Here is an 18,029-nt window from a genome sequence, read left to right on the forward strand (position 1 = left end):
CATATATGCACACAAAAAAAGGCGCTTCATAATACAAGCGCCTTGAGTCGGGGGGAGTGTAAACTAATTTTTATAGAAGTAGCTGTCCTTCGTTATGCTAATATTGGCATCTTGTTGCGACTCTATAGTGAATTGGATTGGAGTGCGCTTACCTTTAAGCTCATAGCCATCAGCGGTCACTGTTACTGGGATTAACGCCATGTCGCCGCCAGCGATATGCGTTGTGATTGGAGCTGTAAGTTTCGCATCTGGCAGTCCCTTTAAGCTCACGGTGTAAGTTAAATCGTGCTGTGTTTTGTTTATTACACTTAAGGTGTATGGGTTCTCGACCAACCCCTCATAATTAACACGATAAAGCGCATTACGGTCGCGAATGACAGAAGCTTCTATTGGTGTTCGATTGAATGCCCAAATCACCATAGTGACTACTATCAATACGGTAATAGCACCATAGCCTACTATTTTTAACCTAAACGGATTGGATTTTTTACCCGCTTGCTGATGCTCACTTTGATACTTAATCAAATCTGGCTGATAGCCGAATTTATTCATCGTTTCGTTGCACGCATCAATACATAAACCACAGTTAATGCATTCGTATTGCAAGCCATTACGAATATCAATACCAGCGGGGCACACTTCAACACATAAATTACAGTCTACACAGTCGCCGAGCCCCAGCTGTTTTGGGTCTTCTTTGCGTTTACGACGACCCCTATTTTCACCACGTTCGCTATCATAAGTGACGACTAACGTATCTTTGTCAAACATCACCGATTGGAAACGAGAATATGGACATGCCACAGTACACATTTTCTCTCGTAGAAAGCCCGCGTTTCCATAGGTACAAAGTGCGAACAAAAATACCCAGAAGGAAGTAAGGCCAGTCCACTCAAGCGTAAACATGTCTAGATACAGCTCTTTTGCAGGTATAAAATAGGCCATAAATGAAGTGGCAGTAAACACCGAAATTATCAACCAAATAGCGTGTTTGGCCGTTTTCTTCGCGACTTTTTTGCTATCCCAGTTTGATTTGTCCAACTTTATTCTTTGGTTGCGAGTCCCCTCCACTCGGTGCTCAACCCAAGTGAACATCAGCATCCAAATTGTTTGTGGGCAAGTATAACCACACCACACGCGACCCAGCCAAGTCGTGACAAAGAATAAAGCAAAGGCACCCACCATGAAAATCCAGGCTAGAATCATAAAGTCTTGAGGGAGAAAGGTGGCACCAAATATCCTAAATTGCTGCTTACCAAAATCAAGCAAGATGGCCTGCTGCTCATTGTACGGGATCCAAGGAATGAGAACGAAAGTTAACATTAAAAACCAGCCAAGGTTTCTCCTTATTTTTTGGAAAAAACCTTTTTGCTCTCTGACGTAAATAGGCCCTTCTTGTTTATAGGGCTTAATGATCATGTCTTCTTCTTTGATATCAAACTTCATGTTATTTGCTACATTGGTAATACACGAGTTTGATATTGCAACTTTCAGACCAATCTGAAAGTTTATAAAGCTTTGATTTTTAGTGTGTTTATCTTTATGACATTTTCATTTTCGCGAAATATCACGAATAGGCGCGAAATATCACGAAAGCTTAGTAATTTTTAGTTTTTTCATTTTCGACCTTAGCGTACTTTCGGGTAGTCCTAACTTATCAGCCGCCCCGTTGCTGCCAGCGATCTTCCAGTTACTTATTTCTAGCACTCTTAATATGTGTTCAGCTTCCGCCTGCGCTAAAGTCAGTTCACCGTTTTCAGATTTATGCTGCTCAGTAGCGTTAAGTGCTTGAGATAAATCAATTAAACGACCTTTAGATAATATCGCTTCGCGCTCCAACACGTTTTGGAGTTCTCGAATATTGCCTGGCCAATCATAACGCTGTAACGCATGAATAGCCTTTTTAGAGATCCCGCGTAGTTGCTTGCCCAGCTTTTTGTTGAGCTGCACGATGAGATTGTTGGCCAATACGGGTATATCCTCTATACGCTCCCTTAGTGCAGGCACTCGAATAGGAAAAACGTTTAAACGATAATATAAATCCATTCTAAACTCCCCACCCTCGACCATTTTCCATAAATCTCTGTTGGTCGCTGCGACTATCCGTATATCTACTTGAATCGACTTACTTCCCCCTACACGCTCAAACTCTCGCTCTTGTAATACACGTAATAACTTGCTTTGCGCTTCTAGCGGTAACTCACCAATTTCATCTAAAAATATGGTCCCTTTATCCGCCAACTCAAAACGTCCTTTACGTCTTTCATTCGCTCCAGTAAATGCTCCTTTTTCATGTCCAAACAATTCAGATTCAATCAAGGTTGGTGAAAAAGCAGCGCAATTTACTTTAACGAAAGGTTGCGATGAGCGCTCACTAAGACGATGCAGATTTCTAGCAACAAGCTCTTTACCGGTGCCGTTTTCTCCTAAAACCAATACCGTACTGTCAGTCTGACTAACCAGTTCTAGCTGCGCCAACATAGCCTGAAATATTGCGCTACTACCCACCAAACCCGAGTCTTGCCAATTTTCATTTAATGTCTCTAGCAGATAGGCATTTTCATCTTTAAGTTGCTCAGTCAGTACTTGAACTTTATTCAGCGCCTCTCTTAGGGCATTTTCAGTTTTGTGCTGTTGCGACACATCGCGAAATATCGCGACTGCACCGATAATTTGCTGATCTTTAAAGATTGGGGTTGAGGTATATTCCACAGGAAAACAACTCCCATCCTTCCGCCAGAACACCTCATTGGTTACCTGTCGTGTTTTACCATCAAACATTGTTTTGTAGATGTTACATTCATCAGCAGGGTAATCACTCCCATCAGCATGACTATGATGATGGTACTGATGTATTTTTTTCCCCAAAAGCTCATCACTTTGCCACCCAGTCATACGCTCTGCGGCCGGGTTTACAAAAACAGCGTTACCAGAAAGGTCAAAACCATAGATCCCCTCTCCAACCGCATTCAATAATAATTTAGGGTCCGCCAAAAAGTGTTTGATAATAGACATAGCAATCCTCGCGATATTTCGCGAGCATTATATAACTATAGTCTTTTACTGTCAGCCATGAGTTTTGCTTAATAACCTGAACCCGGGATAAGAAGTGAGTTAATCCACTAAAATATCCAAGTTCAAAAGTGTAATATCACTCTAGCCAGAAGTTATTTCTTAATACAAGGCAAATTTGTGCGTCAATAGCTGGCCTATTGCAAGCAAATTTAACGCAGTAGTAAGGAATAACAACTGCTAGAGAACAAGTTGTTATCCCGAGTTCAGGTTGAATAATCAGCATCGTCACAACAAATATGCATTTTTCACTCATGAAAGTGTAAAATGTGATAAAGCTTTCAAATTGAGTAACTGCGTGGACAAATCAACTTATATTCCCAGCGCGTTTCTAGACGACATAAAAACCTACTTACCAGATCACCTTAGCATCGAAGACTTTATAGATAAGTGCCAGTCTCCTTTACGCCGAGCAGTCAGAGTCAACACCCTAAAAATGTCTATCACTGAATTCTTAGCCTACTGCGAAAAAAGTGATTGGCAGGCAGAACCGATCCCTTGGTGTGAGGAAGGGTTTTGGATATCAAGAAGTGAACAAGAAGAAGCTAATCTTGCTATCGGCAACACAGATATCCATTTAGGTGGCTGCATCTATGTCCAAGAAGCAAGTTCTATGTTGCCGCCAACAGCATTGAAGTCGACTATCTGCAGTGATGATATTAATTTGGATATGGCGTCAGCACCGGGTTCGAAAACCTCGCAACTCGCAGCTTACATGGATGGACGCGGCGTACTAATCGCTAATGAGCTATCTTCATCTCGACTCAAAGCGCTTGCGGCAAATATGAAACGTATGGGCATACGAAATGTTGCGTTATCTCATTTTGACGGCTGTATCTTTGGCGATTATATGCATGAATGTTTTGATAACATCTTGCTTGATGCACCATGCTCTGGAGAAGGCACTGTTAGAAAGGATCCAAATGCCCTTAAAAACTGGTCCATTGAGTCTAATGTTGAAATAGCACAAGTGCAGAAGCAACTGATAGACAGTGCATTTCAAGCCTTAAAGCCAGGTGGTACCTTAGTGTATTCAACTTGCACATTAACACCATTGGAAAATCAGCAAGTATGCCAACACCTCATTGATAATTACCCTCAAGCAGTAGCAGTCGAAAACCTATCAACTTTATTTGAGGGTGCTGAAAAAGCAACAACGTCCGAAGGATACTTGCATGTGTGGCCTCAGCTATATGATAGCGAAGGGTTTTTCATTGCTCGATTTAAGAAGTTACACTCTGTTGCCGTTAAAAATCCAAAGCGGAAAAAAGGCACTTTCCCTTTTGAAGCGCTGGACAAGAAAACCACTCAACTATTGTTATCTGTACTAAACAAACAGTTTGGTATTGCCCAACTTGACGGTAAGTTGATGCAGCGCGATAAAGAGGTATGGCTATTTCCTGACAACTTTGAAGCAATCCAAGATAAGATCAAATATTCTCGCATAGGGATTTTAATCGGTACTACCCATAAAAATGGGGTAAGACTAGAGCATGAGTTTGCCACTACTTTCGGCCACTTAGCGTCTAAAAACACTTTAGGGCTAACAAAAGAGCAAGCTAAAGATTACTTTAATGGCAAGGATATACGCCTAGATGAGGTGACAAAACTAACGGGAGAGGTGATCCTCACGCTATGTGGCAGTGCCATCGGGTTAGGGAAATGGCAAAAAAACAAAGTTAAAAACAGTTTGCCTCGGGATTTAATTAAAGACGGCCTGTTGATAACTTGGGTATAACCTGAATATACCCTTTTGATATTTTTAAGACCGATTATGAATATAAAGAACAACTCTTTGTTTTATATAAACTTAATAAATGATTCATTTATTTGTAAAAAGAATGAAAGGTTAACTAAACTTAACAGTACTTTCTACTTCTCCCTACAGTCTTAGAAGGTGTTTTTAGTTAGCGCACGGCTCAATCTTGAGCCTTTCCCTAGGCCCAGAACTTAGCAGGTAAGTTTCTGGGCGTTTTTTTATCAGTTAACCAGAGGCTAGTTAGGTCAACATTTCGAGTTCTGTGATGATCTGCATCGCTGCTTCATTACTGTCACCGCACACATCTTCCATGGCCTTAAATTGCAAACACACTTGTGGGCGCTCTGGCTGGTTAAACAGTTTACACAGATTATTTTCATCTAGTTGAATACACCGCTTCCCCGCAGGTTTACCATTTGGCATACCGGGAATGGGTGTTGAAATACTTGGTGCTATACAACAAGCGCCACAACCAAGCCTACAATCCATTCTGTTTCTCGCAATTTTGACAATAAGTGGTGCATTTTATCGAAAAATCGACTACACGTAAAAGCATCAATCGCTTTTAAGAATGTAACGATAAATTTAGGTACGCAAAGCTTTGTTACATATTCAGTCTGGATTTAAACACCTCGACATAACTATTCGCGTATTCTTAAGCTTATCGATGATCTAGAGCCGTTAATCTGGGTCATCAAGAATCATTCAACAGGAAGGATTTTAACGTGGCTAGTAAAAAACAAATAATTCTACCAATTGCCGTTCTTGCGGTGGGAATTGCAGCGGCTGTTGCCATGTCTGCAATGAAACAACCTCCAGAAGAGAAGAAAGAAGAAATAGTACATCCTCTCGTACAGGTTCAACCTATTCATATTGACCAAATTAGGCTGAACGTATCGTCATACGGTATCGTGATGCCAAAATACAGTACTGAGCTTGTTGCTCAGGTCAGCGGTCAAGTCATTTCATTGTCTGACAAGTTTGTCAAAGGTGGCTTTGTCAAAGAAGGCGACGTGCTTGCTCGCATCGACCCGAATGACTATGAAGCGTCGCTGATTGAAGCCGAAGCGGCTTTAGCACAAGCCAGCTCAGCGCTAGAAATAGAGCAAGCTCAGGTGCAAGTAGCAAAAGCAGAATGGCAAAGGATTAAAGCAAACGCTAACGAAAAAATACCTTCCGAACTTTATTTAAGAAAACCTCAGCTCGCTGAAAAGTTAGCAAGCTTTAAAGCTGCGCAGGCAGCGGTGAAAAGAGCGAACCGAAATTTAGAGCGTACTTATATCAAAGCGCCTTACGATGCGATTATAGAATCTCGCACCGTAAGCCTTGGTAGTGTAGTCAATCCCGGTAATGGCTTTGGTAAACTCAATGCGACATCTGTTGCGGAAGTACGCCTCCCTGTTGCCGATAATGAATTGAAATACCTACCGCAACAAGGTGTTGGCACCGATGTCGTGATCACAGCAGAAGTCGCTGGTCAACCGATGAGTTGGAAAGGTGAAATAGTCCGCAGTGAAGGCGTTATCGATAACAAAAGTCGCATGACCTACCTTGTTGCTCAAGTCGAACAGCCTTATCACAACAACGTAAAACCACTACGTTTTGGCGCTTATATCAACGCTGATATTCAAGGTTTGTTAGTGCAAAATGCCACTATGCTTCCTCATCACTTAGTGAAAGAAGGTCGCGTTGCAACATTGGATGACGATAACAAGCTCAGTTACAAAAAGGTCAATATTATTAGAGAGTACAATGGCATGGTCGTCGTTGATAACGGCGTTGAGTCAGGCCAACAGATCATTACTTCAGCGCTGGACTATCCGTCTGAAGGGATGCAACTACGTACAGACGATACTCCTTCGCAAAGCGCAAACACCCAATTGGCGCTCAAAGAGGAGTAAGGTTTATGCATAGTCAAAGTACAGAAAAAGGCTTAATTGCTTGGTTTGCACGTAACCCAGTCGCAGCAAACTTATTGATGATATTTATTATTGTGGGCGGCTTGCTTACCGCGTTTTCGATCCGCAAGCAAATGTTTCCACAATACGATAGTAACTGGATAAGTGTTCAAGCTGTGTATCCGGGCGCGGCACCTCAAGAGGTCGAGGAAGGGATCACGATTAAGATCGAGGAATCCATGGAAGGTCTCGAAGGGATCAAACGCTTGATCACCTACTCTAATCGCGGTTACTCGCAAACTTGGATAGAAGTAGACGAGCAGTACAACACCAAAGAGGTACTCGACGAAGTCAAGATGCAAGTAGACTCCGTCTCAACTTTCCCATCAGGAATGGAACGCCCTATTGTACGTCACGACAAAGCAACCCAAGAAGTGATGTGGTTGTCACTCAATGGCGACTTGAGTCCCCATGATCTTAAAGAGCTTGGTAATCGCATTCATGAAGAAATGCTGTCGTTACCTGGCGTTAACCTTGTACGCTTTGATGGTGGCCTGAACTACGAAATCTCTATTGAGATAAGCCCTGATAAAATGCGCGAATACGGCCTAAGTTTTAGAGCAATTTCGGATGCAGTAAAGAGCTTCTCAGCGAACATGTCTGCTGGCCAAATTCGCTCCGAAAATGGCTATATTTCAATGCGAGTTGAAAACCAAGCCTATCGCGGTGACGAGTTTAGAAAACTCCCCTTACTAACACTACCAGACGGCGCACAGGTTAGCTTAGGCGATGTCGCCACCATTAACGATGGCTTTGAAGAAGGACTGCAATACTCTAAATACAATGGTAAGAACTCACTGGTGTATGAAGTTAGCGCGTCAAAAGACCAAGACATCACCAAAGTTGCAGATATCATTAAGAACTATCTTGAGGCAAAGAAAGGCTCACTGCCACAAGGCGTAGAACTTGAACCTTTTATTGACTTGACCTATTACCTCAATGGCCGCCTTAACATGATGCTAGAAAATATGGCGTTAGGTGGCGTATTAGTTATGCTAATGCTTGCTCTATTTTTACGTGTGCGTTTAGCATTTTGGGTAATGATGGGGTTGCCAGTTAGCTTCTTAGGTGCATTTTTAATGATGCCAATGGGTTATTTAGACGTAACGATTAACTTAGCCTCACTCTTTGCCTTTATTTTGGTGTTGGGGATTGTCGTTGATGACGCGATAGTCGTCGGTGAATCCGCCCATGCTGAAATAGAAAAACATGGTCATAGCCTCGATAATGTCGTCCGTGGTGTAAAACGTGTTGCTATCCCAGCCACTTTTGGTGTGCTTACTACTGTTGCTGCTTTCTTGCCGCAAACATTAGCAACTGGCCCAACTGCAGCATTTTCTAAAGCAATTGGTGGCGTAATAATTCTTTGCTTACTATTCTCTTTGGTTGAATCTAAGCTGGTTTTACCTGCGCATTTAGCAGCGATGAAAGAAAAACCAAGCAACCCTAAAAATCCGTTCCACCGCCTCAGAGAAAAAATGGATAGCGGCCTTCAATCTTTCATTGAAAACACGTACCGCCCATTCATTGTCCGCTGTATTCACTACCGCTATACCGTCATTGTTGGATTTTTAACCATTTTAATTGTTAGCGCCGGGATGTTTGCTGGTGGCTTAGTGAAGTTTGTTGCTAACCCAAAAATCCCACATGATTTTCCACGTATCTCGATTGATATGAACTTATCTTCGTCAGAAAACGCGACGCTTGAGTCAATTCAAAAAATTGAGCAAATGGTACTGAATGTCGACAAAGAAATTGAGGCTGAGTATGGCAAGAAAATGATCCGTGATTACATGGTGAATATGAACGGCCGCACAAGCGCAAATATTATGGTGATCTTGGTTGAACCAGATGCACGCCCAATCGATACCTTTGCACTCAGCGCCCGCTGGCGTGATACAATGCCTGCACTGCCTGGTGTTAAATCGCTAAACATTCAAGATAGCATTATGAATGGTGGCCGTGATGACGGAGACATTAGCTTTAGGTTAGAAGGTAAACACAAAGAAGAGCTTCGTGAAGTCGCACAGAAACTAAAAGACAAGCTAGCAACTATTGAAGGTGTTGGAGATATCAATGACTCTATGCAATCAGCAACCGATGAAGTGCAGCTTGAGCTTAAACCATTAGCGTACAGCCTTGGACTCACGTTGGCGGATGTTGCATCCCAAGTAAACTTCAGTTATTACGGCCTTGAAGCACAGCGTATTTTACGTGATGGTGAAGAGATCAAAGTAATGATCCGTTATCCTAAAGAACACCGTGATGCCATTAGTGACATTCAGGACGTGCGTATCTTAACGCCTCAAGGTGCAGAAGTGCCGTTGGTAGAAGTGGCTGACGTGAAATTGGTAGACGGTGTTAACCGAATTCGCCGAGAAAACGCCAAACGCACTATTAATGTTTGGGCATCAGTTGATACAGAAATCGCACAACCTTTTGAGATAGCAAAGCAAGTTCGTGACGAATATCTTCCTAGTCTATTAAAGAATTATCCTAGCGTTCAAAGTGCAGTGGCAGGTCGCGTACAAGAAGAAATGGAGAGTGTTGCTGAGCAAATTCGTGACTTTGCCCTATCATTAATGATTATTTTCGCACTACTGGCAATTCCACTACGTTCTTATTCTCAGCCTGTCATCATCATGTCTGTGATCCCATTTGGTGTGGTCGGCGCGGTATTCGGTCATATGGTATTGGGAATGACAATGAGTAGCTTGTCTTTCTTTGGTATTATTGCCGTAGCTGGGGTTGTGGTGAACGACTCTTTGGTTATGGTTGATTTTGTCAATAAAGCACGCGAAGAAGGTATCGATTTAAAAGCCGCAGCCGTCGAGGCCGGATGTAAACGCTTTAGAGCAATCTTGCTCACTTCGTTGACCACCTTTATCGGACTTGTACCAATCATTATGGAAACGAGCCTACAAGCTAAAATTGTTATTCCAATGGCGGTTTCGCTTGCATTTGGTGTGTTGTTTGCCACAGTGATCACCCTAGTACTTATCCCTTGTCAATATGTGGCACTTGAAGATGTTAAGCGCGTTGGCCGCAAATGGTTTAAAGGTAAAAGCTCGGCTGATAGCCAACAAACGACACCGGAGCTAAATTCTAATACTCCCTAAGTAACAAATTACTAGCCCACAAAAAAGCTCGGAAATTTCCGAGCTTTTTTATACCAATTCGCTTAATTAAGTGATCTATTTTGAGGCGAGAAAATCTTGTCGATAACCAGGCGAAAATTTTGCTATTTAGTTATTCTAAATGAGAAATTTTTAACGCAGTTAGTGTCAGATTTGCTCCTTCAAATTGAGCAAGTATTAAGGCTAATTGGTATTACAAGGTATTACTGACTGTAATGCGCAAAAAAGCGCTTTACTCTATCCATCGCAGGCTGTAAATCATCTTTATGTGGTAAAAACACTAATCTAAAATGATCCGCACTAGGCCAGTTAAAAGCGCGTCCGTGGACAAGTAGAATTTTTTCTTCTTTGAGCAAGTCCAGCACCATACGCTCATCATTCTTAATATTAAACCGCTTCACGTCGACTTTTGGAAACGCATAAAGCGCGCCCTTTGGCTTTACACAGCTTATCCCTTCGATATCGTTTAAACCTTTAAACGCAATATCACGCTGCTCATACAAACGCCCACCCGGTTCAATGAGTTGGTCGATGGATTGTATGCCTCCGAGCGCTTGTTGAATGGCAAACTGTGCAGGAACATTGGCGCATAATCGCATAGACGCGAGCATTTCTAAGCCTGTGATCAAGTCCCGCATCACTGAATGCTTACCACTGATCACCATCCAGCCCATGCGGATCCCGGCCGCACGATAGGTTTTTGCTAAGCCGTTGAAAGTGATAACTGGGATATCATCACAAAGACTCGCAATTGAAAAATGCTCCGCATCATCATATAAAATCTTTTCGTAGATCTCATCACTCAGTATTAATAGCTTGTGTTCTCTGGCAACGTCAATTAATGCCTCAAGCAATGCTTTGTCATATACAGCACCGGTCGGATTATTTGGGTTGATCAGCACCAATGCCTTTGTACGACTCGTGATTTTACGCTTGATATCTTCGATATCTGGAAACCAGTCTTGCTCTTCATCACAAAGATAATGCACTGGGTTACCGCCTGATAATTTAACTGCGGCAGTCCATAACGGATAATCCGGTGCGGGGATCAACACTTCGTCACCGTCATTGAGTAAGGCTTGTGCGGTCATTTGGATCAATTCACTGACGCCATTGCCAATGAAGATGTTATCGACACTAATATTGGGAAAGCTTTTTTGCTGATAATATTGATACACGGCAACTCGGGCAGAATACAATCCTTTTGAGTCGCAATAGCCCTGTGCAGAATATAAGTTTTTTATGATATCTCGGTGCATATCTTCTGGCATATCAAAGCCAAATGCCGCCGGATTACCAATATTTAATTTGAGGACTTTCATGCCCTCGTCTTCCATTTTTCTTGCTTGATCCAATACTGGACCACGAATATCGTAACTCACACCATTGAGCTTATTACTTTTTGTTATTTGTAGCATCTATAACCCCCTCATTTTGCTCAAGCATATATCACAATGCCGTCTAAATTCTATGCTTGTGATAACTTTTTATGCTTCAAAAAAGCAACTTATAAAATGAAGTGATTAGGGTGGAATAAATAAGAGCAATATTAAATAAAAAAGGCCATATAAACGACCTTATTTCCGCTCTTTGGCCTGTGCTGGATTTAAGACTGTGCACTCACCCACTGCTGCAGTTGCGCTTTTGAACCTGCAACTTGTGCTGCAAGCTTCTCAATAGAGTCATCAACAATATCCTGCTCCCCTTGAATAAGGGCATGTTCTATCGTCTTTGCTAAATCGCTCAAACTAGCGGCCCCAAACTGAGCAGCGTTAGATTTCAAACTGTGAGCATGACGAATGGCAGCTTCTTGATCCTGATTCAAATTCAGCATCAACTCCGATTCTAACCGCTCGAATTCAGAACAACAAAAATGAACCGTATCTTCGAATTGCTCGCCCAGCAACATTTGCATGTTTTCTAGGGCACCTTCATCTATTACGATGCTCATAATTTTCCTTAAATTTAATATTCTATTACTTATGCTAGCCAAATCTGGTTTCTTGTGCAAAGTAAATGCGGGCAAGATATGATAAAATATGACTTATATTAAGAAACACCTCGTTAAACATGAAACGTAATACCTGTCCAGTCTGCCAGTTTCCCACAAAAACTTGCGTATGCTCCTATATTGGTAACGTGATACCAAATGCGACTCAAGTTATTATCATGCAGCACCCAAGCGAAGTAAAAGTCGCCAAGAATACCGCAAAGCTCCTCGCCTTGCAGTTAGGCAGTTTTGCGCTGTATGTTGGAGAAAATACCACTGACTTTGAAGAGTTGATTAACTTCTGCAACCTAAACTATGTTGCACTGCTCTACCCAAACAGCCACGCTAAGACCTTAACTACAGAACATAATCACGCTCAAAAGCTTGATGCCATCATCTTATTGGATGGTACTTGGAAGAAAGCCACTAAGCTTTATAAGCTCAACCCGTGGCTAAGCCAGTTGCCCAGTTTCCAGTTCGATTCGGTCAATGCAAGTGAATATACTATTCGTAAATCTAAACATGAATACAGTTTATCAACACTTGAAGCGGCAGCTCAATTTCTCGAGATTGTAGATCGATGCGAAACTTCGGTTCTCTACAAACTTCAAGCTGGTATGGTGAAAGAGCAGATGAAGCGAATGCCTGATGATGTTAAGGCTCGATATTAAAGGAAGAAAATGCCAAGCTCGAGACTACAGCGCGGATACACTCGTCGAGGACCCGATTATCGATTCGGCGATCAAGTTGATTTCAGTGAAATCAAACAGACCTTTGGCTTTAAAACCATGACCATTGGTCATTGGGTTACGCCCGAAGAAACCCGTTTATCCGCCAATTTAATTTATGATGCCCTCGCAGATCTAGCCCAAATACTACAAGTACCACCAGAAGTCATTGGCCTTCGGGGAACACTTAATTTTGATTTTGGCACAGGCGGTCAACAAGGTGTTCAAGCGCATTATGCAGCAAATACGAGAACACTCGCGTTAGCAAAAAATGCCGGTGGTGGCGCACTTGCCCACGAATGGTGGCATGCATTTGATCACTATATTTGCCAGCATTTAATAACACAGCCAAAAAAGCCTTTTGCATCATCAGCTTGGTTACTTTCTACCGAAACCGTATCACACCCACTGAACAATGCTTTAGCAACGTTTTTTGCGCATACCTTTTTAGATGAACAACATCAACAAGCAAATCGGTATTTTCATACCGCCAAGATTGCTGATAGCGCAAACAAACAGATTTATTACGCACTGCCCGAGGAGTTAACAGCTCGGATGTTCGAGGCCATTATTGCCTACCACAGCGATATATCAAATTCATTTTTGGCCGCGGGAATTAAAGGTTCAGAACAAGAAAAACTGGGGATTTACCCAAAGCATAAACATAGAAAACGATGCGCTGAGCTCATTTTTCACTACTTCAGCGAACTAGGAAAGATTTTATATCACCAGCATAGGTGACTTTACTTAGCCAACTCTTAAATTCCGTGAACGGCAACGGACGTGAAATAAAATAGCCCTGTGCAAAGTCGCAGCCATAGGCCTGCAAACGAATGTAGCTATTGATATCCTCAACCCCTTCTGCCACCACCCTTGATCCTAAACTGTGCGCCATATCACACGTCGCTTTACAAATTGTTTGGTTGCTCTTAGATGTCTCAATATCCATCACAAAACTTTTATCAATTTTAAGTTCATCAAATCCAAGTTTACTCAAATATGCAAGTGAGGAATATCCAGTACCAAAATCGTCTATCGCCACCTTTACGCCGATTGAACGATAATCATCTAACACCCCTTTAAGCTCTGCTTCTTTTCCTATCGTTACAGATTCCGTGATCTCTATCATTATTTGAGAAGGTGCGAGTGATAATTCATTGATAAGCGTAATAAGCTGTACCGACAACTCTCTTCTACTCAAGTCACGACCAGATACGTTGATTGAAATAACGTGCTCAGGCAATAACTTGGTTATCTCAGCTTGATAATGAAGCGCATGCTCAATCACCCATTCGGTGATCTCATAAATTTGCCCTGAAGACTCCGCAATCGGAATAAATTCGTCAGGTGGTATGTAACCAAGTTCAGGGTGAAGCCAGCGCAGTAGCACTTCCGAGCCAAATACCCTGCCAGTCCTGAGGTCTACCTGCGGCTGAAAGAATAAACTGAACTGTTCATGTTCTATCGCACTTTTAAGAAACGAGGTGAGCTTTAATTGTCGCTCAGTCGAAATAGAGCTTTCAACATCAAATAGATGCCAACGTTGACCATTGTGTGACTTAGTATTAAGAGCCTGCAGCGCGCGCTGGATAAGCTTCTCAGTGGATTTTGCATGCATTGGATAATTCGCTACCCCAACCTCTAGACTATCGACAATCTGCGTGTCTTTATAGCCAACCCCTTCTTCGAATACAGCAGATAAAATACATACATATTGCTCAACTTGACTGACCTCTATTTTACCATCAAGCACGATGGCAAACACTTGGTCTTCTAGGCGGTAAATAGGTGTGTTTCCTTTATTTGCAACGGCAGCGCTACCATAAGTATTGATTTGCTCAGAGACCTCTTTGAATAACTTATTGATGTGCTGATTTGCAAAGGTTAAGCCAAAACTCAGTCTTATTGATGGCAGGATCAGTGGTTTAAAAAGCAACAATGTATGCGCTTTATTTTGCTCCTCAAGCTTAGCGAGCGAACCAAACAGGGCGAATTTATTGGGAAGTGCAGTCTCTTTATCAAACTCAGCATAATGAATATACATACGCCGCTTTTCCGCATCATGCCAAACCACAAACAGTAGTAAGAGCATTAAATGTAGGTTGATCAGCACATGGTTTACGATTGATATTTGCTCACTTGGTTGTATTAATTGACTCCCAGCAAAACCAATTAATACCGCCACCATGGGAGACCAAATTGCGCAGCAAAAATAGACTTCTTTACGACTGTCTTTATCTTGGCTTACCAAAATCATCGTACTTAATACAATCGCACCAATAACCATTATGGACTGAAGTGCAAACGGTAAATCCACTTTAGCAAACGCCACAATCACACCGCTTAGTAAGTAGATATATGCGGTCGTCTTGATGGTTAGCTTTATCTTTCTATCAAGCCTATTTTTAGTAAGGAAATGATGAAAAAACAAAAGGCTGAAGCCGAGTGCAAAACACACAAAGCTGCCACTGTAATGTAAAAAATGAATGCTATTTTGGTAGCTGAAAAAGATATCAGCGAGTCCTTTATGGGTGACGTAAAGGCAGGCTAATGACAGCAAATAGCCACCAACCGAAAGCAGGCTTGCGCGTTTCGAAATAATACCGGTACTGAGCATGAAAATACTCAATAAAAACATTACCCCCAGAAACAATCCAGTTAAAAATAGATGAGCATTGGTATCTTCTATATAAACTTCATAAGGATCAATACTCACTCTGGACAAGGAAACATAGGGTGATTGAACTTTAACAACGATCGGCTCAATATGGCTATTTGCATCAATTACCAAATGGGGGGAAAAGTGGGATAACGATGTATGATTATTACTTGCGGGGATTTGAGTTAATTTTCCAATAGGGTCCGTGGTAAAAAACTCAACACTGCCCATGGATGGACGTGCGACTGTTAGCACTTGGTCTGACAGATCATCGCGAACGAGGTTTGTGATTCGAAGCCAAACCGCAACACCCTTTGGAATAATTACCGTTTCTTGCGATACATTAAACTGGGCCTCGGAAAAGTCACCATAGCCTACTGAAATTAAAGGTCTTGCTTCTATAGTTTCTGCGGCCAGCTGCGTTTCAACAGTAGCCAACATCGCAAAGATGCAACACACAATTATCGTAAACATCAGTGTGGCATACCTAGCAGCGCTAAGCCACATACCCATTCTCCTTGAGTCACTTTGACGGTGATTTATCAGCCTATTCGTTATGCAAAGAACCAAGCGTTAACGTTCAAGAAAAACACCAACCTGAAAACATTCGCTATGAGCTTCTCTTTGCAAATCAGTAGGCAACGCCATTCGCGCACTAATACCTATTTCACTTTGTCTACTGCAGTCATTCGCATGACGCTTTCGCCGACAACATAAAAAACGCATTACAATAAGTATGGTTTGGATCAAAGCAAATGCAAAAATATTATTGAATTTAAATCGTTATGGTTATTTGATGGGGGATCAAAAATGTAAAGATGGCATGCCGTTATAGGGGGTTAAATATTTAATTATAAGATTGGAACAACAACTTGTTCTCCAGCCGCTGTTATTCCAAAACTAAGCGTCAGATTTGTTTGTAATAGGCCAACTATTTACACACAAATCCTCTCGCCTACCTATTCAATTAACTGTCGTCACTAATACGCGAAGCAACCGCACTATTTTGATCCTTATATTTGGCGTCTTTACGCTCGTTATAAGGGAATTGCGCAGCACTTGTCATCGTTTCAAAGCTCATCGCACCTATTTTCATGTTTGGCCTAAGTGCCAAAGGCAACTTACCTGAGTTATAGAATTCTAATACGATGTTTCCAGACCAACCGGGATCAATACGATGCGCAGTAACATGAACCATTAAACCTAGCCTTGCCAGCGACGAGCGGCCATCTAACCAACCAACAAGGTCGGCAGGTAGGGTTACCTTTTCATACGTCATTGCCAGCGCCAGCTCACCAGGGTGCAAGAAAAACGCTTGGCCATCTTCTAACACAATTTCGTCACTCATGATGGATTCCATCGCGGCATTGATCTGATCTTTAGGACCACTGAGATCAACGTAAGGCGCGGCATGGTCCTGAAACACTCTAAACTTGTTACCCAGTCTTAAATCCACGGTAACGCCTGAAATCATATCTGGCTTAGGTGTAGGTTCGATGATTATACGTTGTTGTTCAATCGCTTCTCGAATATGGGTATCCGATAATCTCATTCTTAGTCTTCCGTCATCACAATCTCAACACCCGATGTTGAGTCTGATTGGTAATATAACATACTGGCAATCAGTTGGGCACAATCAACATAGTGATCTGCTATACCATGATTGTCAGTCTTGCTTTCTGAATTAGGCTCACGGACTGTGGCAATGATATCTTCGCCCTGCTCCGTTGCTGTTCTGATCTGTTCGTTAAGCGGTACTTCCGCAAGCAAAGGCACACCATAGCGACTCGCCAGCGTGGTGCCACCAGAGTGACCAAAAATGTGGTTGCGACTACCACATTGCTCACAATTGAAGTAACTCATATTTTCGACCAAACCTAAAATGGGGAGCTGCACTTTTTCAAACATCGCGATGCCCTTCTGTGCATCTGCTAGCGCCAAGGTCTGCGGTGTAGTGACAATCACCGCACCACTGGCTGGCACTTTTTGCGTCATGGTCAGTTGGATATCTCCTGTGCCTGGCGGCATATCAACAATCAGATAATCCAGCTCACCCCAATCCGTTTCATTTAACAATTGAGTAAGCGCTTGAGAAGCCATTGGTCCTCGCCAAACAGTGGCGTCCTCTGCTGGGACCAAAAAGCCGATAGACATGGCTTTAATACCCGACTTTTCAATTGGTAGTAAGGTTTTATCATCTTTCGCCTGAGGTTTTTCATCCTCAAGAGCCAGTAAACTAGGTAGCGAAGGGCCATAAATATCAGCATCTAGCACACCGACTTTCGCGCCTTGAGCACGTAGCGCATACGCCAAATTAATCGCAGTGGTAGACTTACCAACCCCGCCCTTACCCGAGGCAACAAGAATAATATGTTTAATGGCTTTAAATTTTGGTCTGCCGACTACGACGACTTTCGATGTCACCTCAATTGGCTTACCTAAGTGTTGCTGCAGATAACTGGCAATTTCTTGATCACATTGAATAGCAAACGGGAAATTAATATGTACTTGGATTTGCGTTTTTGACTCTTGCGTTTTGATGACCCAATTGGCATCAATACCTACTGGTAATGCCGCACTACGATAGCCATTTAAAAGCTCAATGATTGCCTGTTTGGTGTTTTTCCCCTTGGCAAACCATTTTTCCAGTCCAAACATACAAATTAAACTCCTCTGGGTGATGAAAATAGCCACGGAATTATGTAACATTCAACTCATTAAAACCA

At 42.3% G+C, this 18,029-nt stretch carries 13 protein-coding genes; 5 read left to right on the plus strand and 8 right to left on the minus strand.

All coding sequences use genetic code 11. The features are described from left to right. Positions 1-63: 63 nt before the first annotated feature. Together ccoG and L3V43_RS06170 are read right to left on the minus strand one after the other, a co-directional pair. Entirely contained in the window at positions 64-1,446 is a 1,383-nt protein-coding gene (gene ccoG, locus L3V43_RS06165) for a cytochrome c oxidase accessory protein CcoG (RefSeq protein ID WP_010371615.1), read from the minus strand. Positions 1,447-1,587: 141 nt separating this feature from the next. Then, positions 1,588-3,015 (minus strand): sigma 54-interacting transcriptional regulator, encoded by a 1,428-nt coding sequence (locus L3V43_RS06170; RefSeq protein WP_237116159.1) that lies wholly within the window; start codon positions 3,013-3,015, stop codon positions 1,588-1,590. A gap of 355 nt (positions 3,016-3,370) precedes the next feature. Here L3V43_RS06170 and rsmF point away from each other — a divergent pair, with 355 nt between their 5' ends. Then, the gene (gene rsmF / locus L3V43_RS06175) at positions 3,371-4,810 is read left to right on the plus strand and encodes a 16S rRNA (cytosine(1407)-C(5))-methyltransferase RsmF (protein ID WP_235367504.1); all 1,440 of its coding nucleotides are present in this window, start codon (positions 3,371-3,373) and stop codon (positions 4,808-4,810) included. 261 nt (positions 4,811-5,071) lie between these two features. Here rsmF and L3V43_RS06180 read toward each other — a convergent pair whose 3' ends face one another. Continuing rightward, positions 5,072-5,320 carry a YkgJ family cysteine cluster protein gene (locus tag L3V43_RS06180; RefSeq protein WP_237116160.1) on the minus strand — a complete coding sequence of 83 codons (249 nt, stop codon included), beginning with the start codon at positions 5,318-5,320 and terminating at the stop codon, positions 5,072-5,074. Positions 5,321-5,556: 236 nt separating this feature from the next. Here L3V43_RS06180 and L3V43_RS06185 point away from each other — a divergent pair, with 236 nt between their 5' ends. Next, the gene (locus L3V43_RS06185; RefSeq protein WP_010604595.1) at positions 5,557-6,732 is read left to right on the plus strand and encodes an efflux RND transporter periplasmic adaptor subunit; all 1,176 of its coding nucleotides are present in this window, start codon (positions 5,557-5,559) and stop codon (positions 6,730-6,732) included. A 5-nt stretch (positions 6,733-6,737) separates the two neighbouring features. Continuing rightward, entirely contained in the window at positions 6,738-9,908 is a 3,171-nt protein-coding gene (locus L3V43_RS06190) for an efflux RND transporter permease subunit (RefSeq protein ID WP_102056686.1), read from the plus strand. A gap of 221 nt (positions 9,909-10,129) precedes the next feature. Here L3V43_RS06190 and L3V43_RS06195 read toward each other — a convergent pair whose 3' ends face one another. After that, a complete protein-coding gene (locus tag L3V43_RS06195) occupies positions 10,130-11,344 on the minus strand; it encodes a pyridoxal phosphate-dependent aminotransferase (RefSeq protein ID WP_039495683.1) in 1,215 nt (404 codons plus the stop codon). Between the two features lie 188 nt (positions 11,345-11,532). Continuing rightward, positions 11,533-11,877: an Hpt domain-containing protein gene (locus tag L3V43_RS06200; protein ID WP_206472808.1), complete on the minus strand. Its 345-nt coding sequence runs from the start codon at positions 11,875-11,877 to the stop codon at positions 11,533-11,535. Between the two features lie 119 nt (positions 11,878-11,996). Here L3V43_RS06200 and L3V43_RS06205 point away from each other — a divergent pair, with 119 nt between their 5' ends. Beyond that, positions 11,997-12,587, plus strand: a complete 591-nt coding sequence (locus L3V43_RS06205; RefSeq protein ID WP_237116161.1) for a tRNA-uridine aminocarboxypropyltransferase — start codon at positions 11,997-11,999, stop codon at positions 12,585-12,587. Positions 12,588-12,596: 9 nt separating this feature from the next. Next, the gene (locus L3V43_RS06210) at positions 12,597-13,385 is read left to right on the plus strand and encodes a CLCA_X family protein (protein WP_237116162.1); all 789 of its coding nucleotides are present in this window, start codon (positions 12,597-12,599) and stop codon (positions 13,383-13,385) included. Here L3V43_RS06210 and L3V43_RS06215 read toward each other — a convergent pair. The 3 genes from L3V43_RS06215 to apbC form a co-directional block, all read right to left on the minus strand. Next, positions 13,345-15,810 carry an EAL domain-containing protein gene (locus L3V43_RS06215; RefSeq protein WP_237116163.1) on the minus strand — a complete coding sequence of 822 codons (2,466 nt, stop codon included), beginning with the start codon at positions 15,808-15,810 and terminating at the stop codon, positions 13,345-13,347. The two genes, L3V43_RS06210 and L3V43_RS06215, sit on opposite strands and share 41 nt — an antisense overlap. A 460-nt stretch (positions 15,811-16,270) precedes the next feature. After that, positions 16,271-16,855: a dCTP deaminase gene (gene dcd / locus L3V43_RS06220; RefSeq protein ID WP_010371648.1), complete on the minus strand. Its 585-nt coding sequence runs from the start codon at positions 16,853-16,855 to the stop codon at positions 16,271-16,273. Positions 16,856-16,857: 2 nt separating this feature from the next. Then, positions 16,858-17,961 (minus strand): iron-sulfur cluster carrier protein ApbC, encoded by a 1,104-nt coding sequence (gene apbC / locus L3V43_RS06225; RefSeq protein WP_237116164.1) that lies wholly within the window; start codon positions 17,959-17,961, stop codon positions 16,858-16,860. Positions 17,962-18,029: the final 68 nt, after the last annotated feature.

The organism is Pseudoalteromonas sp. L23 (genome assembly GCF_021728455.1).
GTDB lineage: Bacteria > Pseudomonadota > Gammaproteobacteria > Enterobacterales > Alteromonadaceae > Pseudoalteromonas.

What these genes read in the sequence shown, in the direction of transcription:
- ccoG (WP_010371615.1), bottom strand. Translation starts at nt 1,446, where the DNA reads ATGAAGTTTGATATCAAAGAAGAAGACATGATCATTAAGCCCTATAAA.
- L3V43_RS06215 (WP_237116163.1), bottom strand. Translation starts at nt 15,810, where the DNA reads ATGTGGCTTAGCGCTGCTAGGTATGCCACACTGATGTTTACGATAATT.
- apbC (WP_237116164.1), bottom strand. Translation starts at nt 17,961, where the DNA reads ATGTTTGGACTGGAAAAATGGTTTGCCAAGGGGAAAAACACCAAACAG.
- L3V43_RS06170 (WP_237116159.1), bottom strand. Translation starts at nt 3,015, where the DNA reads ATGTCTATTATCAAACACTTTTTGGCGGACCCTAAATTATTATTGAAT.
- L3V43_RS06195 (WP_039495683.1), bottom strand. Translation starts at nt 11,344, where the DNA reads ATGCTACAAATAACAAAAAGTAATAAGCTCAATGGTGTGAGTTACGAT.
- L3V43_RS06180 (WP_237116160.1), bottom strand. Translation starts at nt 5,320, where the DNA reads ATGGATTGTAGGCTTGGTTGTGGCGCTTGTTGTATAGCACCAAGTATT.
- L3V43_RS06205 (WP_237116161.1), top strand. Translation starts at nt 11,997, where the DNA reads ATGAAACGTAATACCTGTCCAGTCTGCCAGTTTCCCACAAAAACTTGC.
- L3V43_RS06210 (WP_237116162.1), top strand. Translation starts at nt 12,597, where the DNA reads ATGCCAAGCTCGAGACTACAGCGCGGATACACTCGTCGAGGACCCGAT.
- L3V43_RS06190 (WP_102056686.1), top strand. Translation starts at nt 6,738, where the DNA reads ATGCATAGTCAAAGTACAGAAAAAGGCTTAATTGCTTGGTTTGCACGT.
- L3V43_RS06200 (WP_206472808.1), bottom strand. Translation starts at nt 11,877, where the DNA reads ATGAGCATCGTAATAGATGAAGGTGCCCTAGAAAACATGCAAATGTTG.
- dcd (WP_010371648.1), bottom strand. Translation starts at nt 16,855, where the DNA reads ATGAGATTATCGGATACCCATATTCGAGAAGCGATTGAACAACAACGT.